Origin of the sequence: Bacteroides sp. (genome assembly GCF_030151085.1) — a bacterium.
GTDB lineage: Bacteria > Bacteroidota > Bacteroidia > Bacteroidales > Bacteroidaceae > Bacteroides.
In genome coordinates this window covers 1-17,028 of sequence record NZ_JASLER010000042.1, presented here as the reverse complement: position 1 = coordinate 17,028, position 17,028 = coordinate 1, and the positions used below count along the sequence as shown (strand labels likewise).

At 43.2% G+C, this 17,028-nt stretch carries 18 protein-coding genes; 8 read left to right on the top strand and 10 right to left on the bottom strand.

Annotated features, from left to right (window positions below):
- Positions 1 to 45 precede the first annotated feature (45 nt).
- On the top strand, positions 46 to 1,209 hold the full coding sequence (locus Q1W14_RS07880; RefSeq protein WP_300700457.1) for a Xaa-Pro peptidase family protein: 1,164 nt from the start codon (positions 46 to 48) through the stop codon (positions 1,207 to 1,209).
- Between the two features lie 127 nt (positions 1,210 to 1,336).
- Here Q1W14_RS07880 and Q1W14_RS07875 read toward each other — a convergent pair whose 3' ends face one another.
- Both Q1W14_RS07875 and ruvA read right to left on the bottom strand, forming a co-directional pair.
- The gene (locus Q1W14_RS07875; protein WP_300700456.1) at positions 1,337 to 2,329 is read right to left on the bottom strand and encodes a DUF3843 family protein; all 993 of its coding nucleotides are present in this window, start codon (positions 2,327 to 2,329) and stop codon (positions 1,337 to 1,339) included.
- Between the two features lie 84 nt (positions 2,330 to 2,413).
- Positions 2,414 to 3,016, bottom strand: a complete 603-nt coding sequence (gene ruvA / locus Q1W14_RS07870; protein WP_300700455.1) for a Holliday junction branch migration protein RuvA — start codon at positions 3,014 to 3,016, stop codon at positions 2,414 to 2,416.
- A gap of 165 nt (positions 3,017 to 3,181) precedes the next feature.
- Here ruvA and Q1W14_RS07865 point away from each other — a divergent pair, with 165 nt between their 5' ends.
- A complete protein-coding gene (locus tag Q1W14_RS07865) occupies positions 3,182 to 4,081 on the top strand; it encodes a diaminopimelate dehydrogenase (protein ID WP_300700454.1) in 900 nt (299 codons plus the stop codon).
- A 135-nt stretch (positions 4,082 to 4,216) separates the two neighbouring features.
- Here Q1W14_RS07865 and rseP read toward each other — a convergent pair whose 3' ends face one another.
- From rseP to tsaB, 7 genes are all read right to left on the bottom strand, one after another.
- The gene (rseP, locus tag Q1W14_RS07860) at positions 4,217 to 5,614 is read right to left on the bottom strand and encodes an RIP metalloprotease RseP (RefSeq protein ID WP_300700453.1); all 1,398 of its coding nucleotides are present in this window, start codon (positions 5,612 to 5,614) and stop codon (positions 4,217 to 4,219) included.
- A gap of 40 nt (positions 5,615 to 5,654) precedes the next feature.
- A complete protein-coding gene (locus Q1W14_RS07855) occupies positions 5,655 to 6,806 on the bottom strand; it encodes a 1-deoxy-D-xylulose-5-phosphate reductoisomerase (protein WP_300700452.1) in 1,152 nt (383 codons plus the stop codon).
- Positions 6,807 to 6,809: 3 nt separating this feature from the next.
- Positions 6,810 to 7,685, bottom strand: a complete 876-nt coding sequence (locus tag Q1W14_RS07850; RefSeq protein ID WP_300700451.1) for a M23 family metallopeptidase — start codon at positions 7,683 to 7,685, stop codon at positions 6,810 to 6,812.
- Between the two features lie 36 nt (positions 7,686 to 7,721).
- Positions 7,722 to 8,258, bottom strand: coding sequence for a ribosome maturation factor RimM (gene rimM / locus Q1W14_RS07845; protein ID WP_300700450.1), 537 nt, complete (start codon positions 8,256 to 8,258; stop codon positions 7,722 to 7,724).
- A gap of 4 nt (positions 8,259 to 8,262) precedes the next feature.
- Entirely contained in the window at positions 8,263 to 9,567 is a 1,305-nt protein-coding gene (gene murA, locus Q1W14_RS07840; protein ID WP_300700449.1) for a UDP-N-acetylglucosamine 1-carboxyvinyltransferase, read from the bottom strand.
- Positions 9,568 to 9,661: 94 nt separating this feature from the next.
- Positions 9,662 to 10,288, bottom strand: coding sequence for a DUF4290 domain-containing protein (locus Q1W14_RS07835; protein WP_300700448.1), 627 nt, complete (start codon positions 10,286 to 10,288; stop codon positions 9,662 to 9,664).
- 23 nt (positions 10,289 to 10,311) lie between these two features.
- Entirely contained in the window at positions 10,312 to 11,004 is a 693-nt protein-coding gene (gene tsaB / locus Q1W14_RS07830) for a tRNA (adenosine(37)-N6)-threonylcarbamoyltransferase complex dimerization subunit type 1 TsaB (RefSeq protein WP_300700446.1), read from the bottom strand.
- 92 nt (positions 11,005 to 11,096) lie between these two features.
- Here tsaB and Q1W14_RS07825 point away from each other — a divergent pair, with 92 nt between their 5' ends.
- From Q1W14_RS07825 to Q1W14_RS07800, 6 genes are all read left to right on the top strand, one after another.
- Positions 11,097 to 11,975 carry a YicC/YloC family endoribonuclease gene (locus Q1W14_RS07825; protein ID WP_300700444.1) on the top strand — a complete coding sequence of 293 codons (879 nt, stop codon included), beginning with the start codon at positions 11,097 to 11,099 and terminating at the stop codon, positions 11,973 to 11,975.
- Between the two features lie 8 nt (positions 11,976 to 11,983).
- A complete protein-coding gene (gene gmk / locus Q1W14_RS07820; protein ID WP_300700443.1) occupies positions 11,984 to 12,547 on the top strand; it encodes a guanylate kinase in 564 nt (187 codons plus the stop codon).
- The gene (locus Q1W14_RS07815; protein ID WP_300700442.1) at positions 12,544 to 12,765 is read left to right on the top strand and encodes a hypothetical protein; all 222 of its coding nucleotides are present in this window, start codon (positions 12,544 to 12,546) and stop codon (positions 12,763 to 12,765) included. The genes gmk and Q1W14_RS07815 overlap by 4 nt, the downstream gene beginning before the upstream one ends.
- Positions 12,766 to 12,805: 40 nt before the next feature.
- Positions 12,806 to 13,384 carry a nicotinate (nicotinamide) nucleotide adenylyltransferase gene (gene nadD / locus Q1W14_RS07810; RefSeq protein WP_300700440.1) on the top strand — a complete coding sequence of 193 codons (579 nt, stop codon included), beginning with the start codon at positions 12,806 to 12,808 and terminating at the stop codon, positions 13,382 to 13,384.
- A gap of 15 nt (positions 13,385 to 13,399) precedes the next feature.
- Positions 13,400 to 13,837 (top strand): DUF6078 family protein, encoded by a 438-nt coding sequence (locus Q1W14_RS07805; protein ID WP_300700438.1) that lies wholly within the window; start codon positions 13,400 to 13,402, stop codon positions 13,835 to 13,837.
- Between the two features lie 429 nt (positions 13,838 to 14,266).
- On the top strand, positions 14,267 to 15,853 hold the full coding sequence (locus Q1W14_RS07800) for an ATP-binding protein (protein ID WP_300700437.1): 1,587 nt from the start codon (positions 14,267 to 14,269) through the stop codon (positions 15,851 to 15,853).
- A 106-nt stretch (positions 15,854 to 15,959) separates the two neighbouring features.
- On the opposite strand, the gene gdhA is transcribed toward Q1W14_RS07800, so the two are convergent.
- The coding region (gene gdhA / locus Q1W14_RS07795) for an NADP-specific glutamate dehydrogenase (RefSeq protein ID WP_300700436.1) at positions 15,960 to 17,028 on the bottom strand (1,069 nt) is incomplete at its 5' end.

The following is a 17,028-nucleotide window of genomic DNA, read 5'->3' as shown; positions in this document are numbered from 1 at the left end:
GTTTTTCCCTATCTTTGCATTTCGAAAATTATAAATAGCAAAGGGATGTTACAACCAGAATTGAAACGGAGACGCGATAAGATACGCGTACTCATGGCTCAACAATCGATTGATGCCGCTCTTATCACTTGCAATGTAAATTTGATCTATACGTATGGACGCGTTGTCAGCGGATATTTATATTTGCCGTTGAATGCTCCGGCACGTTTGTTTTTAAAGCGCCCTAATAATATTGAAGGGGAACATGTTCATCCTATTCGTAAGCCCGAACAGTTACCGGAGTTGATTAAGGAGTGTGGCTTGCCTGCGCCGGTTAAGTTGATGCTGGAAGGTGACGAGTTATCTTTCACGGAATACAATCGCTTGGCTGCTTGCTTTCCGGAGACCGAAGTAGTACCGTGTGGTACTTCTCTTATCCGTCAGGCGCGTAGTGTGAAGACAGAAGTGGAGATAGGCATGCTCCGTCGTTCGGGTGCGGCACATACCAAGGCATACGAACAGATTCCTGCTGTTTATCAGCCTGGAATGACCGACCGTCAGCTTTCTATTGAGGTAGAACGTTTGATGCGTTTGGAAGGTTGTCTGGGTATTTTCCGCGTATTTGGTCAGAGCATGGAAATTTTTATGGGTAGCCTTTTGTCAGGAGACAATGCTGCTGCCGCTTCTCCGTATGACTTTGCCTTGGGAGGCGAAGGGCTTGATCCTTCATTACCCGGTGGGGCTAACGGAACTTTACTTCGCGCCGGACAAAGTGTTATGGTAGATATGGGCGGAAACTTTAACGGATATATGGGCGATATGAGTCGTGTATTCTCTATTGGTAAGTTGCCCGAAAACGCATACGCTGCTCACCAAACTTGTTTGGAAATACAAGAGGCCATTGTCGCCAAAGCGAAACCGGGAGCAGTATGTGAGGAACTTTATAATACCGCTATCGATATGGTGACCAAAGCCGGTTTTGCCGATTACTTCATGGGAGTAGGGCAGAAAGCCAAATTCATAGGACATGGCATTGGCTTGGAGATTAACGAAATGCCTGTACTGGCACCCCGTATGAAGCAAGAACTGGAACCGGGCATGGTCTTTGCCTTAGAACCGAAGATAGTACTGCCGGGCGTTGGTCCTGTAGGTATCGAAAACTCTTGGGCAGTAACAGCAGAAGGTTTGGAAAAACTGACGCTGTGTGGAGAAGAAATTGTAGAACTGTGAAATAGTGATTAATCACTATTTCACCCTTCTATTCAACTGGTTATTTGCCTTTGCCGGTTTTGATTTCCCAATCCGTTTTCCGGTTGACTTGGGTTTGTTGCTCGGCTTGGGGCGTGCGGTTGTACTTTTATTCCCCTTCATAATATTCGCATAAATAATAACGGGCGATGAAATCCCAATAGTTTTGCAATACCTCTTTACCTTTGAAGAAAGGTAGTTGCAAATCGGGTAAGAGTTCTTTCTGCATACCATATTTTATCAGGTCGAACGGACAAACTTCAGGATGGCAGAATATTTTGTAACCTTCTGCAGCTGCACGTTCGGCATTGTACATCGGATTATGTTTGTCGCAGAAGTAGGCTGCTACATTATGTGCAATGAGTAGTCCTTTGGCATTGACATATACTACGAACTCTTTCTTGTATTGCAAATCGGGCAGTAAAGAAGACGGTTTATCCTCCCATTTCAATACTTCAACAAAGAATGTTTTGAGTTCCTGATAAGTGGCAAAATACAATAATGGGGAGCCTTTGCTATATGCTAAGGAAAGTTCGACATCTTTCTTTAATGGTGTCTCCGGGGTTATTTCGGGAAGGGGGGCTGAAGGCATTTCCAATAAATCGGGTCCCATCACCCAAAGGAAAGATGAAGGCTCTTCACAGATTGGAGCATCTTCAAAATTGGCATCTACCATTTCGTAGGCAATTTGGCTTAATTTCAATAAATCTTCGTCGTAAGGGCTGAATAAATCGTAATTTCGATCCCAGATGGTAGGATGAGATTTTAGAGTCCATAAAATAAAAGCAATATCTTCTTGATTAACTTCATCGACAACGTATTCGTCCGTTAAAGAGTAGAATGGTAGATGGTTTCCATATAATTCAAAATACATCTCAGAGAATGTTTTCCAGCCTCCGCTTTGGGCGATAGCATCCTGAAAATATAGGGTGATCGAATTGGCGGCATCTCTTAGTGCACGGTAATCATCATTTTCGAACATTGGAGATTGTTTGACAATAGGGAGGAGCTTGTTGGCAAAGTCGAGATACCATTTGTCGGTTGGTAAGACGTGAGAGCGCTCGTTGGCTCCCAGCCATTCTTTCATACTAATTGTGGCCATATTTTGTTTGCTTTTTGGCAAAGATACCCTTTCTTAATATATAATCATAAAAGATTGACAAGAATATTGCTGTATAATGAGCTTTTATAGCCTTTTTAGGGCTAATTTTATTACTTGTTCTACAGGAGAGTCAGGTTCTTCCTTTAAAATGGCAAGTACCACTTTCTGCGAGGGAGCTTGTGCGAAGCCCAACATTGTAAGGGCGGCGATGGCTTCTTCTTGTACTTGGGCATTGGCAGCAGACATAATAGTTCCTAAAGTTCCTGTAGCATTTGCTGCTATATTTCCTGTTTTTATTTTATCTTTTAAATCAACAATAACTCGTTGTGCCGTCTTTAGTCCGATACCTTTTACGGTTTTCAGCAGATTGGCATTCTCGGTACTGATGACGTTTACCAGTTCTGCCGGCGAGAGAGCCGACAATATCATACGCGCAGTGTTGCCTCCTATACCTGATACGGATATAAGTAATAGAAACAGTTCGCGTTCCTGTTTGTCTGCAAAGCCATAAAGGATGTAAGCATCTTCGCGGATTGCTTCGTAGATATACAGTTTGCATTCTTTTTTGCCTTGGATGGCAGCGTATGTATTCAGTGAAATATTAACGGCATATCCTAAACCGTTACAGTCAATAACTGCGGTTGCCGGACTGAGTTCGGCAATTCCGCCTTTTATGTATTCTATCATCTTAATTTATTTCTTCTGCGAATGTATGAATAATTATTGAACTTTCAGTCACTAAAAAAAGAAAAACTGTGTGAAACTCCGTGCGCTTCTTAGATGATATATAAATGAAAATGCTTACTTTTGTGCCGATAATATAGAAAACTGATAACTAAATTCGATAAAAGTATGAAAAAAGTAAGAGCGGCCATCGTAGGTTATGGCAATATCGGACATTATGTACTCGAAGCATTGCAAGCAGCTCCCGACTTTGAAATCGCTGGGGTAGTGCGTCGTGCCGGAGCCGAGAACCGTCCCGAAGAGTTGAGTAATTATCCCGTAGTGAAGAGTATCCAGGAATTGGAAGGAGTGGATGTTGCTATCCTTTGTACACCTACTCGTAGCGTAGAAAAATATGCAAAAGAAATATTAGCTTTAGGAATCAATACGGTTGATAGCTTTGATATTCACACGGGTATCACTGATTTGCGCCGTACTTTGGATGCTGAGGCTAAGGCTCATAATTCAGTGTCAATTATTTCGGCAGGTTGGGATCCGGGAAGTGATTCTATTGTTCGTACCCTATTGGAAGCTATTGCTCCGAAAGGTATTACATATACCAATTTCGGTCCGGGTATGAGTATGGGACATACTGTAGCAGTGAAAGCTATAGAGGGAGTGAAAGCTGCCCTATCTATGACTATTCCTACAGGTACGGGTATTCATCGCCGTATGGTATACATTGAGCTGAATGATGGTTATAACTTCGAGCAAGTTGCCGCAGCTATCAAAGCTGATCCGTATTTTGTGAATGATGAAACTCATGTGAAATTGGTTCCGAGTGTGGATGCTCTGCTTGATATGGGACATGGTGTGAACCTGACCCGTAAAGGTGTTTCCGGTAAGACACAAAACCAACTCTTCGAGTTCAATATGCGTATTAATAATCCTGCTCTTACAGCTCAGGTACTGGTATGTGTGGCACGCGCTACTATGCGTCAGCAACCGGGTTGCTATACAATGGTAGAAGTTCCGGTGATTGACCTTCTTCCCGGTGATCGCGAAGAGTGGATTGCCCATTTGGTATAAGATGTACCGATAAAAAACGCATGATCTGTTAAGGCGGAATAGATCATCTGTTTGCCCTCAACAGACCATGCGTTTATATAAAACAGACCATCTGTTTCATTGAAGCAGATGGTCTGTTTTCTTTTTGAGGGCTTATTAGAAGAAGTACCTCAATATATCATTGAAATTCGCCCAAATCAGTAGCCCGAACAGCAGGAACATACCTACCATTTGTGCGCGCTCCATAAACTTATCGCTTGGTTTACGACGAGCCACGATTTCATAAATTAGGAATAATACATGTCCACCGTCCAATGCCGGAATGGGGAGAATGTTCATAAAGGCAAGGATGATTGATAGGAATGCTGTCATATACCAGAACTGATGCCAATCCCAGGTTGCAGGGAAGATGCTACCGATAGTTCCGAAGCCACCCAATTGTTTGACTCCTTCTTTAGAGAATAAGTATTTCATTTGGCTGACATAACCTTTTAGTGTCTGTACTCCTAAAGAAGCACCGGCAGGGAATGAAGCAAAGAAGCTATAATCCTGACGTTCTATTGGTAACAATTTACTAGTGTTAGCAAGTGCTGCAATTCCGATTTCGTATTGAGGATCAGCTGTTATAGTAATTGTGTCGGTTACACCGGCTCTGACGTATGTCAATGTAATGCGATGCGGATCAGCAGGTGAAGCTATTCCTGCAATGATATCAGCGGTATCTTGGGTAACCTCATATCCAGCATCTTTTGCCGCTTTGGCACGACTAATCATTTCTTCTTTAAAGTCGAAATAAGAAATCGACTTTCCATTCATGTGCGTAATACTATCACCTACTTGCAGTCCGGCTAAGGCAGCGGGACGTCCGGGGATAATGCTGTCAATGACAAACGGATAACGGAAAGAAGCAAAGCGTACACTATCCCCTAATAACTGTTCCATCATGTTTTCGGGGATGTAGACGGAGGCTTCTTGTCCACCACGTAATACAGTTACCTGACGGGCATCGACCACACTTGTCAACATGTCGCTATTATAACGCTCGAAAGGAACGCCGTCAGCCGAAATCAACACGTCACCATCTTGAAAACCGATAGATTTGGCTGTTTCATTAAAGTCCATACCCAATGGAGCTTTTTGTACCGGAACGTATTCATCACCCCAGGTAAAGAGTATCATGGAGTAGATGAACAATGCCAGTATAAAGTTGAACAGTACGCCACCTACCATAATCAGCAATCGTTGCCATGCCGGCTTGGCGCGAAATTCCCACGGTTGCATGGGTTGTTTCATTTGCTCGGTATCCATAGATTCATCTATCATACCTGCAATTTTGACATAGCCGCCTAAAGGCAACCAACCGATACCATATTCAGTTTCACTGTTTTTAGGCTTGAATTTGAAGAGCGTGAACCAAGGGTCGAAGAATAAGCAGAATTTTTCTACTCGCGTCTTGAATAAACGAGCGAATAGGAAGTGTCCTCCCTCATGTACGATTACGAGTAACGAAAGACTCATGATGAGTTGTAGGGCACGAATTAAGAATGTTTCCATCTAGTTATTTACAGTTTTATAATTTACAATTTTCTATTTACTATTTAATCAGCGAAGTGGCTACCTTTCTTGCTTCTGCATCCGTTGCTACATAATCCTCGTAGGTAGGCTTTTGTATAAAGGATACGCGTGACATTGTTTTTTCAATCACATCACTCATGCCGAGAAATGATATTTCATCTTTTAAGAAAGCGGCTACTACCACCTCGTTGGCTGCATTTACGATGCAAGGCATATTGCCGGCACGATGCAGAGCTTCGTAGGCTAATGCCAGATTGCGGAAGCGGGTAGTGTCCGGCTGCTCGAATGTCAGTTCGGTGCACATCTTGAAATCCAGACGTGGGAAGGAAGCTTTGAGACGTTCGGGATATGAAAACGCATATTGGATAGGCAGACGCATATCGGGCATACCCAGTTGGGCTTTCACTGCTCCGTCTTCAAATTGCACCATGGAATGAATCACCGATTGCGGATGTACCACTACCTCTATCTGGTCAGGACGTACACCGAATAACCATTTGGCTTCAATCACTTCGAACCCTTTGTTCATCATGGAAGCGGAGTCAATGGTGATTTTGGCACCCATGTCCCAGTTGGGATGTTTCAAAGCTTGCGCCTTGGTTACAGTTGCCAGCTGCTCCATGCTGCAAGTACGGAAGGGACCACCGGAAGCAGTCAGTATAACTTTCTCTATCTGGTTACCGATTTCTCCTGCTAAACACTGGAATACAGCAGAATGTTCAGAATCGACCGGCAAGACGGGAGTGCCGCTGATACGTGCCAGATCGTTTACAAGTTCGCCGGCAACAACGAGTGTTTCCTTGTTGGCAAGGGCTATCGGCTTGCGGGCACGAATGGCATTCATGGTAGGCTTTAATCCGGCATAACCCACCATAGCGGTCAGTACTATGTCGATAGGTGCTTCTGCTACAATTTGGCAGAGAGCATCTTCGCCTGCATATACTTTGATAGGCAGATCGGCAAGTGCTTCCTTGAGTTGCGGATATTTTGATTCGTTGGCTATGACCACTGCTTCAGGCTTAAACTTACGTGCTTGGGCAATAAGGTCGTCTACACGATTGTTGGCAGTCAACACATACGCTTCGTATTGTTCAGGATGTTCTTCAATGACCTGCAACGCTTGTGTGCCGATAGAACCGGTAGAACCAAGAATGGCTATTTGTTTCTTCATAACTTAAAATACGATATATAGTTCCGGATTCACCGACCTGCCCTTATGCCATAATTCAAAGTGCAGATGCGGCCCGGTAGTTAATTGTCCGGTGTTTCCTACTAATGCAATGGCTTCGCCACCTTTTACCGTGTCACCTTCGCGCTTCAACAGGGAACCGCAATGTTTATAGACGGACACAAAATCTTGATTGTGCTGTACTTGTATCACGTAGCCGGTTTCGGCTGTATAGGCACTTAATATGACAGTCCCATCCAATGTTGCCAATACGCTTTCACCCGGACTGGCGGCAATATCTGTACCGAAGTGCTTTTTATCAGGATTGAAAGTGGACGAAATCAAACCACGGGTAGGGCGATAGAAGATCAACCCGTCTACTTCGGGGCGGGAGGTAATACTTGTCAGATTATACTTTTCTGTTTCTTCGTATTGTTTACGGAACTCAGCTTCACGGCCTGTACGCTCCATCAGAGAGTCTTCGCGCATGTTAGTCAAGGAGTCCATAGACTGAATCGTGTCTGCTTTTATCTTTCCCTGAAATATATCCTGGATATTGATAATGTAGAGGTTCTGCCTGTTCACTAATTGTTGGAGTGAATCTACGCGTAGCGCATTTTCAACCACTTGGGTACGAATCTCACTATTCATATATCCGGGCAGATAGTTGCGGAGGGGAGTATAAGCAATAATGACAGCTGCTATCAGGAATAGTACAGTCAGTACGGAGAGTAGCACGGAAATTCCGTTCAGTTTAGATACACGCAGTCCAACTACCTCTTCAAGAGTATTCTCATTGATGATAGTCAGCTTATATTTGAACTTGATATTGTTCCAAAAAGCTTTACTGCGTTTCTTATTCTTTTTCTTTTTTGTCTCCAATACACCTTATTTTATAAACCAATCAATTATAACTAATCACACTTCCTCCGTATCTTCCAGCGACAACAGTCCTTCCGGCAGATCTACCGTGATAACTTTGTGCTTCTGGTCAATATCGACAATGAAGTCTTCCTGTGCGGGAATCAGTAATTCTTCTCCATTATAATCCACGACGAACAGAGTGTTAATGGTGGACGTATCTACGTCTGTCACTTCACCTAGCTTACCGTGATGTATTTCTTCCATGCGGAATCCTACGAAGAAATCCCAGCTCAGTTCGTCCGGTTCCGCATCTTCCGCATGCTTGGCAGGGAAGTAGACTTCAATATTGGTGAACATGCGGGCACGTTCTGCTGTATCTACTCCTTCGAGCTTGACGAGTGCGGTGGTATCAGAACGAAAGCGATATTCTTCCAAAAAGAAGGGGACCAAAATTCCATCTAACAGGCAGATCAGGTATTCAGCTTCCACCCGGTCGAAGATATCATCCGTAAAAGTGAACGATAACTCTCCGTGTATGCCGTGCGGCTTGTTGAATATACCTATTTTATATACTTCCTCTTTTCTTATCATTTTATTATATTCTCGTAATTCTTGCACCAAGCGCATTCAAACGTCCTTCAATATTTTGATAGCCCCGGTCTATCTGTTCTATGTTGTGTATGCGGCTTATGCCGTCAGCACTCATAGCAGCTATCAGTAGGGCAATACCGGCACGGATATCGGGTGAAGTCATGTTGCCGCCACGCAGTTTGAATCCGTGGTTATGACCTATTACAACAGCCCGGTGCGGATCGCAAAGAATGATTTGCGCTCCCATGTCTATCAGTTTATCCACAAAGAACAGACGGCTCTCGAACATCTTCTGATGAATCAGTACGCTACCCTTCGCTTGGGTGGCAACCACTAGCAGCACACTCAGCAAGTCGGGAGTCAGTCCCGGCCATGGAGCATCTGCAATGGTCATGATGGAACCGTCGATGAAGGATTCTATCTGATAACTATCTTGTGCCGGAATATAAATATCATCTTCCCGTTGCTCCATCTTAATGCCGAGGCGTCGGAAGCTATCAGGGATGATTCCCAAGTTCTCGTATGAAACATTCTTGATGGTCAGTTCGCTACGAGTCATTGCTGCCATACCGATGAAACTACCCACTTCAATCATGTCGGGTAGGATGGTATGGTCGGTACCATGCAACTCGTTCACACCTTCTATGGTAAGAAGGTTGGAGGCGATGCCTTCTATCTTGGCGCCCATGCGGTTCAACATTTTGCAGAGTTGCTGCACGTAGGGTTCACAAGCGGCGTTGTAAATGGTCGTTTTACCTTTTGCTAGCACAGCTGCCATAACAATGTTGGCGGTTCCGGTTACGGATGCTTCGTCCAGCAACATGTAAGTACCATGAAGCTTGTCTGCTGATATTTCGTAGACTTCACGCGTTTCATTATACGAGAAGTCAGCTCCGAGATTCTGAATACCGATAAAGTGGGTGTCCAAACGACGGCGTCCTATTTTGTCTCCGCCCGGCTTGGATATCATTGCCTTGCCGAAGCGTGCCACCATTGGACCTACCAGCATGACGGAACCACGCAGACTGGAACATTTCTTCAAGAACGCATCACTTTCCAGATAGTCAAAGTCGACATTCGAAGCTTGAAAACTGTAAGTGTCGATGCCTTTCTTCGATACACTAACTCCCATATCCCGCATCAATTGGATGAGGTTGTTGACGTCCAGTATATCCGGAATATTATGCACAGTTACCTCTTCGCCAGTGAGTAGCGTGGCGCAGATAATCTGCAATACCTCGTTCTTCGCTCCTTGGGGGTAGATGTCACCGGAAAGGCTGTGTCCTCCTTCAATTACAAATGATGCCATGAATTTAGTTATTAGTTGTTAGTGATTTGTTGGTGATGCTTTGCGGCGTATAACGCATGTTTTATAAGCAAATCACTAATCATTAATCACTGATTTAGTATTTTCTCTTGTTGTTCCGGTTATTATTGTCTCTCCGGTTATTTTGATTATTCAACTTCGGGCGATAGTTCATTTCAATCCGTTCTGCCATGAGGCGAATAATGCTGTCAGTCATCTGAAGCTTGCCTTGAGATAGCTCATCGAGATCGTCTGCAATCTTGCGATCGTCTACGGTGTCTTTGTTCCATGCCATGTAGTCTTTCTTCATGTGGTTGCAGATGAGGGCTGTCAGGTTTTGTTTTTCTTCTCCTTCGGGGAACTCGATAGCTTTCTTTATCAGTACTTCCAAAGTACGACCATAGTGACGATAACGAATCTTGGTACTGGGGTACGGAACATTTTCCGGTTTAGTGTTAAGATTGTCTTTACGGATTATTTCATATGGGTAGTCTATGTCCAGTGTAAAGTTGGACATGATAGCAAGATGATCCCACAATTTATGCTTGAAGTCGGGTACATCACGCAAATGGGGGAACATGTTTCCCATGATGTTGATAATCGTGTTAGCGCAACGTTGGCGTTCGGCACGATCTTCAATTGTCAGTGCGTGGTCTACCATGTTTTGAATGCTACGGCCATACTCAGGCAGAGGCATTCGCTTTTGTTGGGTGTTATATTGCATATTGATTAATCATTTAATTATTATTATAATAGTTTTTTTGGTTGGCTGGCTACAAACTCTTTCAAGTAGAAGGGCTCAAAATAAGCTACATCCTTGAAGTCTTCTTCGGCGATAGCCTTTTCTGCCAAGGGGAACATCATCTTGGCGAGCGGGCGGATATTATCAATGAAGTGTGCGTTTGGATGCGTAATCTTATCCTTGCATTTGGCTGCACCGTCACCAAAGAAGTAAATAGGCTGCTTGTCTAGGAATTCAAGATAAGTATTCTCATCTACAATGTCGGCCGCAATATCGCGTACTGGTTTCAGAGCACGGTCATATATAGCTGCATACACTTCCATACGGCGGGCATCTATCATTGGGCAGAGTAGGGCGTCTTCGGGTATTTCTTCATGATAAAGCAGTACCGGTACGCACTGTACCTTTAACGTCGGCAGTCCGATGAGGGGAAGGTTACGACCGTAACAAACCCCCTTTGCCATAGAAACACCAATACGCAGACCGGTATACGAACCGGGTCCGCAACTTACGGCTACCGCATCTATCGGCATTGCATGGCTGTCGGCAAATGACAACGCTTCATCCACAAATACTCCCAATGAAACGGCGTGGGAGGGACCATTCAGGTCTTCTTTTGAAAATACATTTTGTCCATCTTCGCTCACGGCAACGGAGCATGCGGAAGTGGAAGTCTCAATGTGCAAGATACACGACATAGTCTTTTCTGAATTAAATTGTCGCAAATTTACAGGTTTATTTTCAGTTATAAAAATATTCGTGTACTTTTGCACAAAACTCAATAAGCATTATGATACAATCCATGACTGGGTATGGCAAAGCTACCGCCGAACTACCCGATAAGAAAATCAACGTTGAAATTAAGTCTCTAAATAGTAAGGCAATGGACTTGTCGACACGCATCGCTCCCCTTTATAGGGAAAAAGAAATTGAAATCCGTAATGAAGTAGCAAAGGTGCTGGAGCGTGGTAAGGTAGATTTCAGTCTGTGGATCGATAAGAAAGATGCTGATCAATTGATAACTCCCATCAATCAGGAGGTAGTGGAAGCTTATTATAAGCGGGTGAAAGAAATTTCTGCTACTATCGGGATTCCCGAACCGGAGGATTGGTTCTCTACTCTGCTGCGTATGCCGGATGTGATGTCCAAGAATGAAATACAGGAATTGGGTGACGAAGAATGGGCAATGGTTCGCGTTGCTGTAGAAGAGGCTATCCAACATTTGGTGGATTTCCGCAAACAGGAAGGTGCTGCCTTGGAGAAGAAGTTCCGTGAGAAAATTGCTAATATCGGTCGTTTGTTGGAAGCTGTCGCTCCATTCGAGAAAGAACGCGTTGACAAGGTAAAAGAGCGCATAACCGATGCTTTGGAAAAGACTCTGAGTGTAGATTATGATAAGAATCGCTTGGAGCAGGAAATTATTTACTATATAGAAAAGTTGGATGTCAACGAAGAGAAACAACGCCTTAGTAACCACTTGAAATACTTTATCAACACGCTTGAGAGTGGAAACGGTCAAGGAAAGAAACTTGGATTCATCGCTCAGGAGATGGGACGTGAAATCAATACTTTGGGTAGTAAATCCAATCATGCCGAAATGCAAAAGATTGTAGTTCAGATGAAGGATGAACTGGAACAGATCAAAGAACAGGTATTGAACGTAATGTAATCTATATAATGAGTAAACTTATCATTTTCTCAGCGCCTTCAGGTTCGGGTAAGTCGACGATCATTAACTATCTGTTGACTCAAAACCTGAACTTGGCTTTCTCCATTTCAGCCACCAGCCGCCCACCGCGCGGCACGGAGAAGGATGGAGTGGAATATTTCTTTTTGACTCCCGAAGAATTCCGCAGCCGGATAGCTAATGATGAATTTCTTGAATATGAAGAAGTCTATCAAGATCGTTTCTATGGTACATTGAAGTCGCAGGTGGAGAAGCAATTGGCTGCCGGACAAAATGTTATATTCGACGTCGATGTAGTAGGCGGTTGCAATATCAAGAAATTCTATGGTGAACGTGCATTATCTGTTTTCGTTCAGCCCCCTTCTGTTGAAGAGTTGCGCAAGCGACTTGTGGGTCGTGGTACGGATGCTCCGGAAATTATAGAAAGTCGTGTGGCGAAAGCTGAATACGAGTTGACCTTTGCACCGAAGTTTGACAAAGTGATTGTTAACGACGATTTGGAAACAGCCAAAGCGGAAGTCTTCAAGGTAATCAGTCAATTCTTGGAATTATGAGCAGTATTGGACGTAAACCATTCTTTCAGGTAAAAAACCGCTCTAAAGCCAATAAAATACTATTGGTTGTCAACGTAGTTCTGTTTTTCGCCGCTTTGGTTATTTCGATATTCGATGTTAATGCCAAGGAATATATTGCAGCGGTAGCTATGATATTTGTTATGTTCCTGACTGGAGCTAACGCTTATGGATGCTGGAAACGTTTAAAGTTGCTTTGATATCATCTTAAATATATAATTCTTAAATTATCATTTATAATTGAACATCGGTCTTTTCAGCGGCTCGTTTAATCCGATACACATCGGACACTTGGCTCTTGCAAACTATCTTTGTGAATACGAGGGCTTGGATGAAGTATGGTTTATGGTCAGTCCGCACAATCCGCTGAAGTCGGAAGAACAATTGATGGACGATGAATTCCGACTGGAGCTGGTGAAACTGGCTATTGAGGGTTATTCCAAGTTTCGTGCATCCGATTTTGAGTTTCGCTTGCCCCGCCCGTCCTATACAGTCAATACTTTGGATGAATTGAGAAGAAGTTATCCGGAGTACACTTTCCATCTTATTATTGGCTCTGATAATTGGGCACTTTTCCCTCGTTGGTACGAGTCGGAACGTATTCTTGCTGAAAACCGGATTCTTGTTTACCCGCGTCCCGGGTATCCGGTAGATGCAGCTTCTTTACCGGAGAATGTAAAATTGACATCCTCGCCTGTCTTTGAAATCAGTTCCACCTTTATTCGTGAAGCGTTGAATGCAGGGAAGAACATCTGCTATTTCCTCCATCCTGCCGTTTATGCAAGATTAAAAGAACATGCTGCCTACCTTGGCGGGTAGCAAAATAAATATAATATGAAATCATTCGATTATTCGCAAGTGCCATACGGATTTGGCGTATGCGCATCTTCCGATTGTTCCAAAGCTTCTACTTGTTTGCGACATATAGCTTTGGAACATGCTCCTTTGAAATATTCATTTCTGCCTACTTTGACTCCCCAAAAACTAGAAGCCATGAAAGGGAATTGTGAATATTATTGTCCCGAGACTACCGTACGTTATGCCAAAGGCTTTACCCGTGCTATGGAATTGTTGACTGTTCGTGATTATGGTACGTTCCGTTCACGCCTCATGTCTTACTTCGGACGTAAGAATTACTATCTTGCCCGTCGGGGTGAATGGCTGATTCGTCCTGTGGATCAGGAATATATCATCCGCTTAGCAAAAAGCTACGGCGTGGAGTTGGATGATTATTTCGATGATTATGTGGATGGGTATGATTGGAATATTTAATACCTCTCTTATTGTATTTTACTACTTTGCAATGCTTTGATTAGTAGTGTGTTGTCGTGACCTATGGGTAGGACACGTTCGTAACCAGCTGTGGATACAAGCGTACCTGCCTCTGGAAACGTTCGTATCCTATTAGTAGAAACGCTCGTATCCTATTACTGGGAACGACTGTATCCGCTAGTGGGAATGGGCGTATCGACTAATGGGGACGACTGTATCTGCTAGCGGAAACGGGTGTTTCCCCTTGTAGAAACGGAAGTTCCCCTACGTGGAAAAGAGAAAGGAAGTTGACAATGAGCATACAAGCGCTATCTTTAGAAATAGATGAAAAAATTGACTTTATCGCTAAATATAGTAGAATATTCGTTTTAATTTTATACTTTTACTATTGATAACCTGAGTTGTGAAAAACAATTTCTAATATCTACTATGAATCTAAAAGAAGAACAAGAATTAAAGAATGAAAACCAGCGACTGAAAGATGAATTGAGTGCGTTGAGAAAAAAAAATGAGTTGCTCAATATGGCTCAGCCACCCAATAAGTTGTCTCAGTTCTTGATGGATAAAATGGGTGCGATAATCTTTATAAAAGATGTCGCAAATGACTTCCGTTACTATAAAGTTAATAAAAACTTTTGCATTTTGCAGCATCTTTCGCAAAAGGACATTATAGGAAAGAATGATTACGAAATGTTTCCTTTAGATATTGCAGACAAGTATCGTCGGGATGACGAAGCTGCCGTAGCCAAAGGAGGAGAGTATTTGTTTCAAGAAGAAATTAACTTTTCGGGTCAAGAACGAATAATTTTACAAACCACCAAGTCTTATGTTGTAACTTCCGAAGGAAACAGACTGCTAGTTTGCATTGCGCATGACGTAACGAAAACAGTGCAAAAAGAAGAGATGTTGAAAAAGGCTATCAGGGATGAAAAAGCGGCGCATCAGATGATGAAAGCTATTTTTCACGAACTGCCTTCGGCTATTCTTATCAAAGATATAGAAAATGATTATCGCTTTTATATTATCAACAAAAAGTTCGAGCAAATGTGCAATTTGCCCAAAGAATTATTGATAGGTAAGACAGACTATGAGATTTTTCCGAAGGAAGAAGCGGACAAATATCGGAGAGATGATACGGAAGCCTCTACTTATACAGAAGAGGCTCCGATGCTAATCCATGAAATTGTGACTTCTCCAGATCGTGATGTAAGTACTCATCTGCAAACCGTCAAATTCTCATTTAGTTTTAAGGGGAAAAGACTCCTGGTTTGTGTGGGCGACGACGTTACGTTGCAACATCAGATGATGGATCAACTGAAAGAAGCGCGAGACAAAGCGGAACAGGCCGACAGGCTGAAATCGCAATTCATAGCCAATATGAGCCACGAAATACGGACACCACTGAACTCTATTGTCGGGTTTTCGCAACTTATTATTGAAGCGGAAAGCAGGGCGGAGCGGGAAGAGTACAATCGCATTGTCATGCTCAATAATAGTCTGCTACTGACGCTCTTTGATGATATTCTGAACCTTTCAGTCTTGGATTCCGGTAAAATGACTTTTAGAAATGTGAGATTTAACTTCTCTGCGATGTTCAATGATCTTGCACTTCAGATGCACGAGAAGGTAAGCAATCCTGAAGTGGAATTTATCAGCGAGAATCCGCTTAAACAATTAATGGTCGAGGCAGATCGTGATCGTTTGAGTCAAATTGTCAATAACTTGATTACCAATGCCGTGAAGTTTACTAAATGTGGATATATCAAGATGGGGTATGATTGTAGGGATAACGGGCTGGATATCTATGTAGAGGATACGGGTATGGGTATTGAGAAGCAGAATCAATCGAAAATATTCGAACGTTTCAAAAAACTGAATTCTTTTATACAAGGTACAGGATTAGGATTACCTATCTGTAAGACTATTGCCGAGCAAATGGGAGGCACCATCCGGGTAGAATCCGAATACGGCAAAGGTTCCGTTTTCCATGTGTGGATTCCTTGTCTTTGCAATTAACTGACTGAAATCTGATAGATACAACAAAAGCGGAAAACTTTATAGTGTCCCGCCTTTGCTTCTTTTTTATAATATTCTATGGCTTACAGAATACCACCTTTATGGCTTATAAAATGCCTTGTGCCATCATTGCTTTTGCTACCTTCATGAATCCGGCAACATTAGCACCCTTCACGTAGTTTACATAACCGTCTGCTTCAGTACCATATTGTACGCAAGCTGCGTGAATGTTCTTCATGATGCTTTTCAGCTTTTCATCTACCTCTTCTGAGCTCCAACCCAGTTTGATAGAGTTCTGAGTCATTTCAAGACCTGATACGGATACACCACCTGCATTGGCAGCTTTACCCGGAGCATACAGAATCTTGGCATCTTGGAATACTTTGATGGCTTCCGGAGTAGAGGGCATGTTAGCGCCTTCTGAAACAGCCATTACACCATTGGCAACTAACTGACGTGCATGATCACCGTTTAGTTCGTTCTGAGTAGCAGAAGGAAGAGCGATGTCTGCTTTTTCACCCCAAGGTTTAGCTCCTTCTACATACTTAACGCCCGGATATTGCTCGGCATATTCGCGGATACGGCCACGGTAGTTGTTCTTCAAATCCATGATGTAATCCAACTTCTCGCGGTCTATACCAGCGGGGTCGTAAACATAACCGTCTGAATCGGACATTGTCAAAACCTTACCACCCAGTTCCAATACTTTTTCAGCTGTATATTGAGCTACGTTACCCGAACCTGAGATTAAGCAAGTTTTGCCTTTCAAGTCAGTACCTTTAGCAGCAAGCATTTCCATCAAGAAATAGATGTTACCGTAACCGGTAGCTTCCGGGCGAATCAGTGAACCACCAAATTCGCGGCCTTTACCGGTGAAAGTACCTGTAAATTCGTGAGTCAGCTTCTTATACATACCAAACATGAAACCTACTTCACGACCACCTACACCGATATCACCGGCAGGAACGTCGGTCTCAGGACCGATGTGACGCCACAGTTCCAGCATGAAAGACTGAACGAAATGCATTACTTCAGCATTTGATTTGCCACGCGGAGAGAAGTCTGCACCACCTTTACCACCACCCATAGGTAGAGTAGTCAGTGAGTTTTTGAAAGTTTGCTCAAAAGCAAGGAACTTCAAAATACCTAAGTTTACAGAAGCGTGAAAACGGATA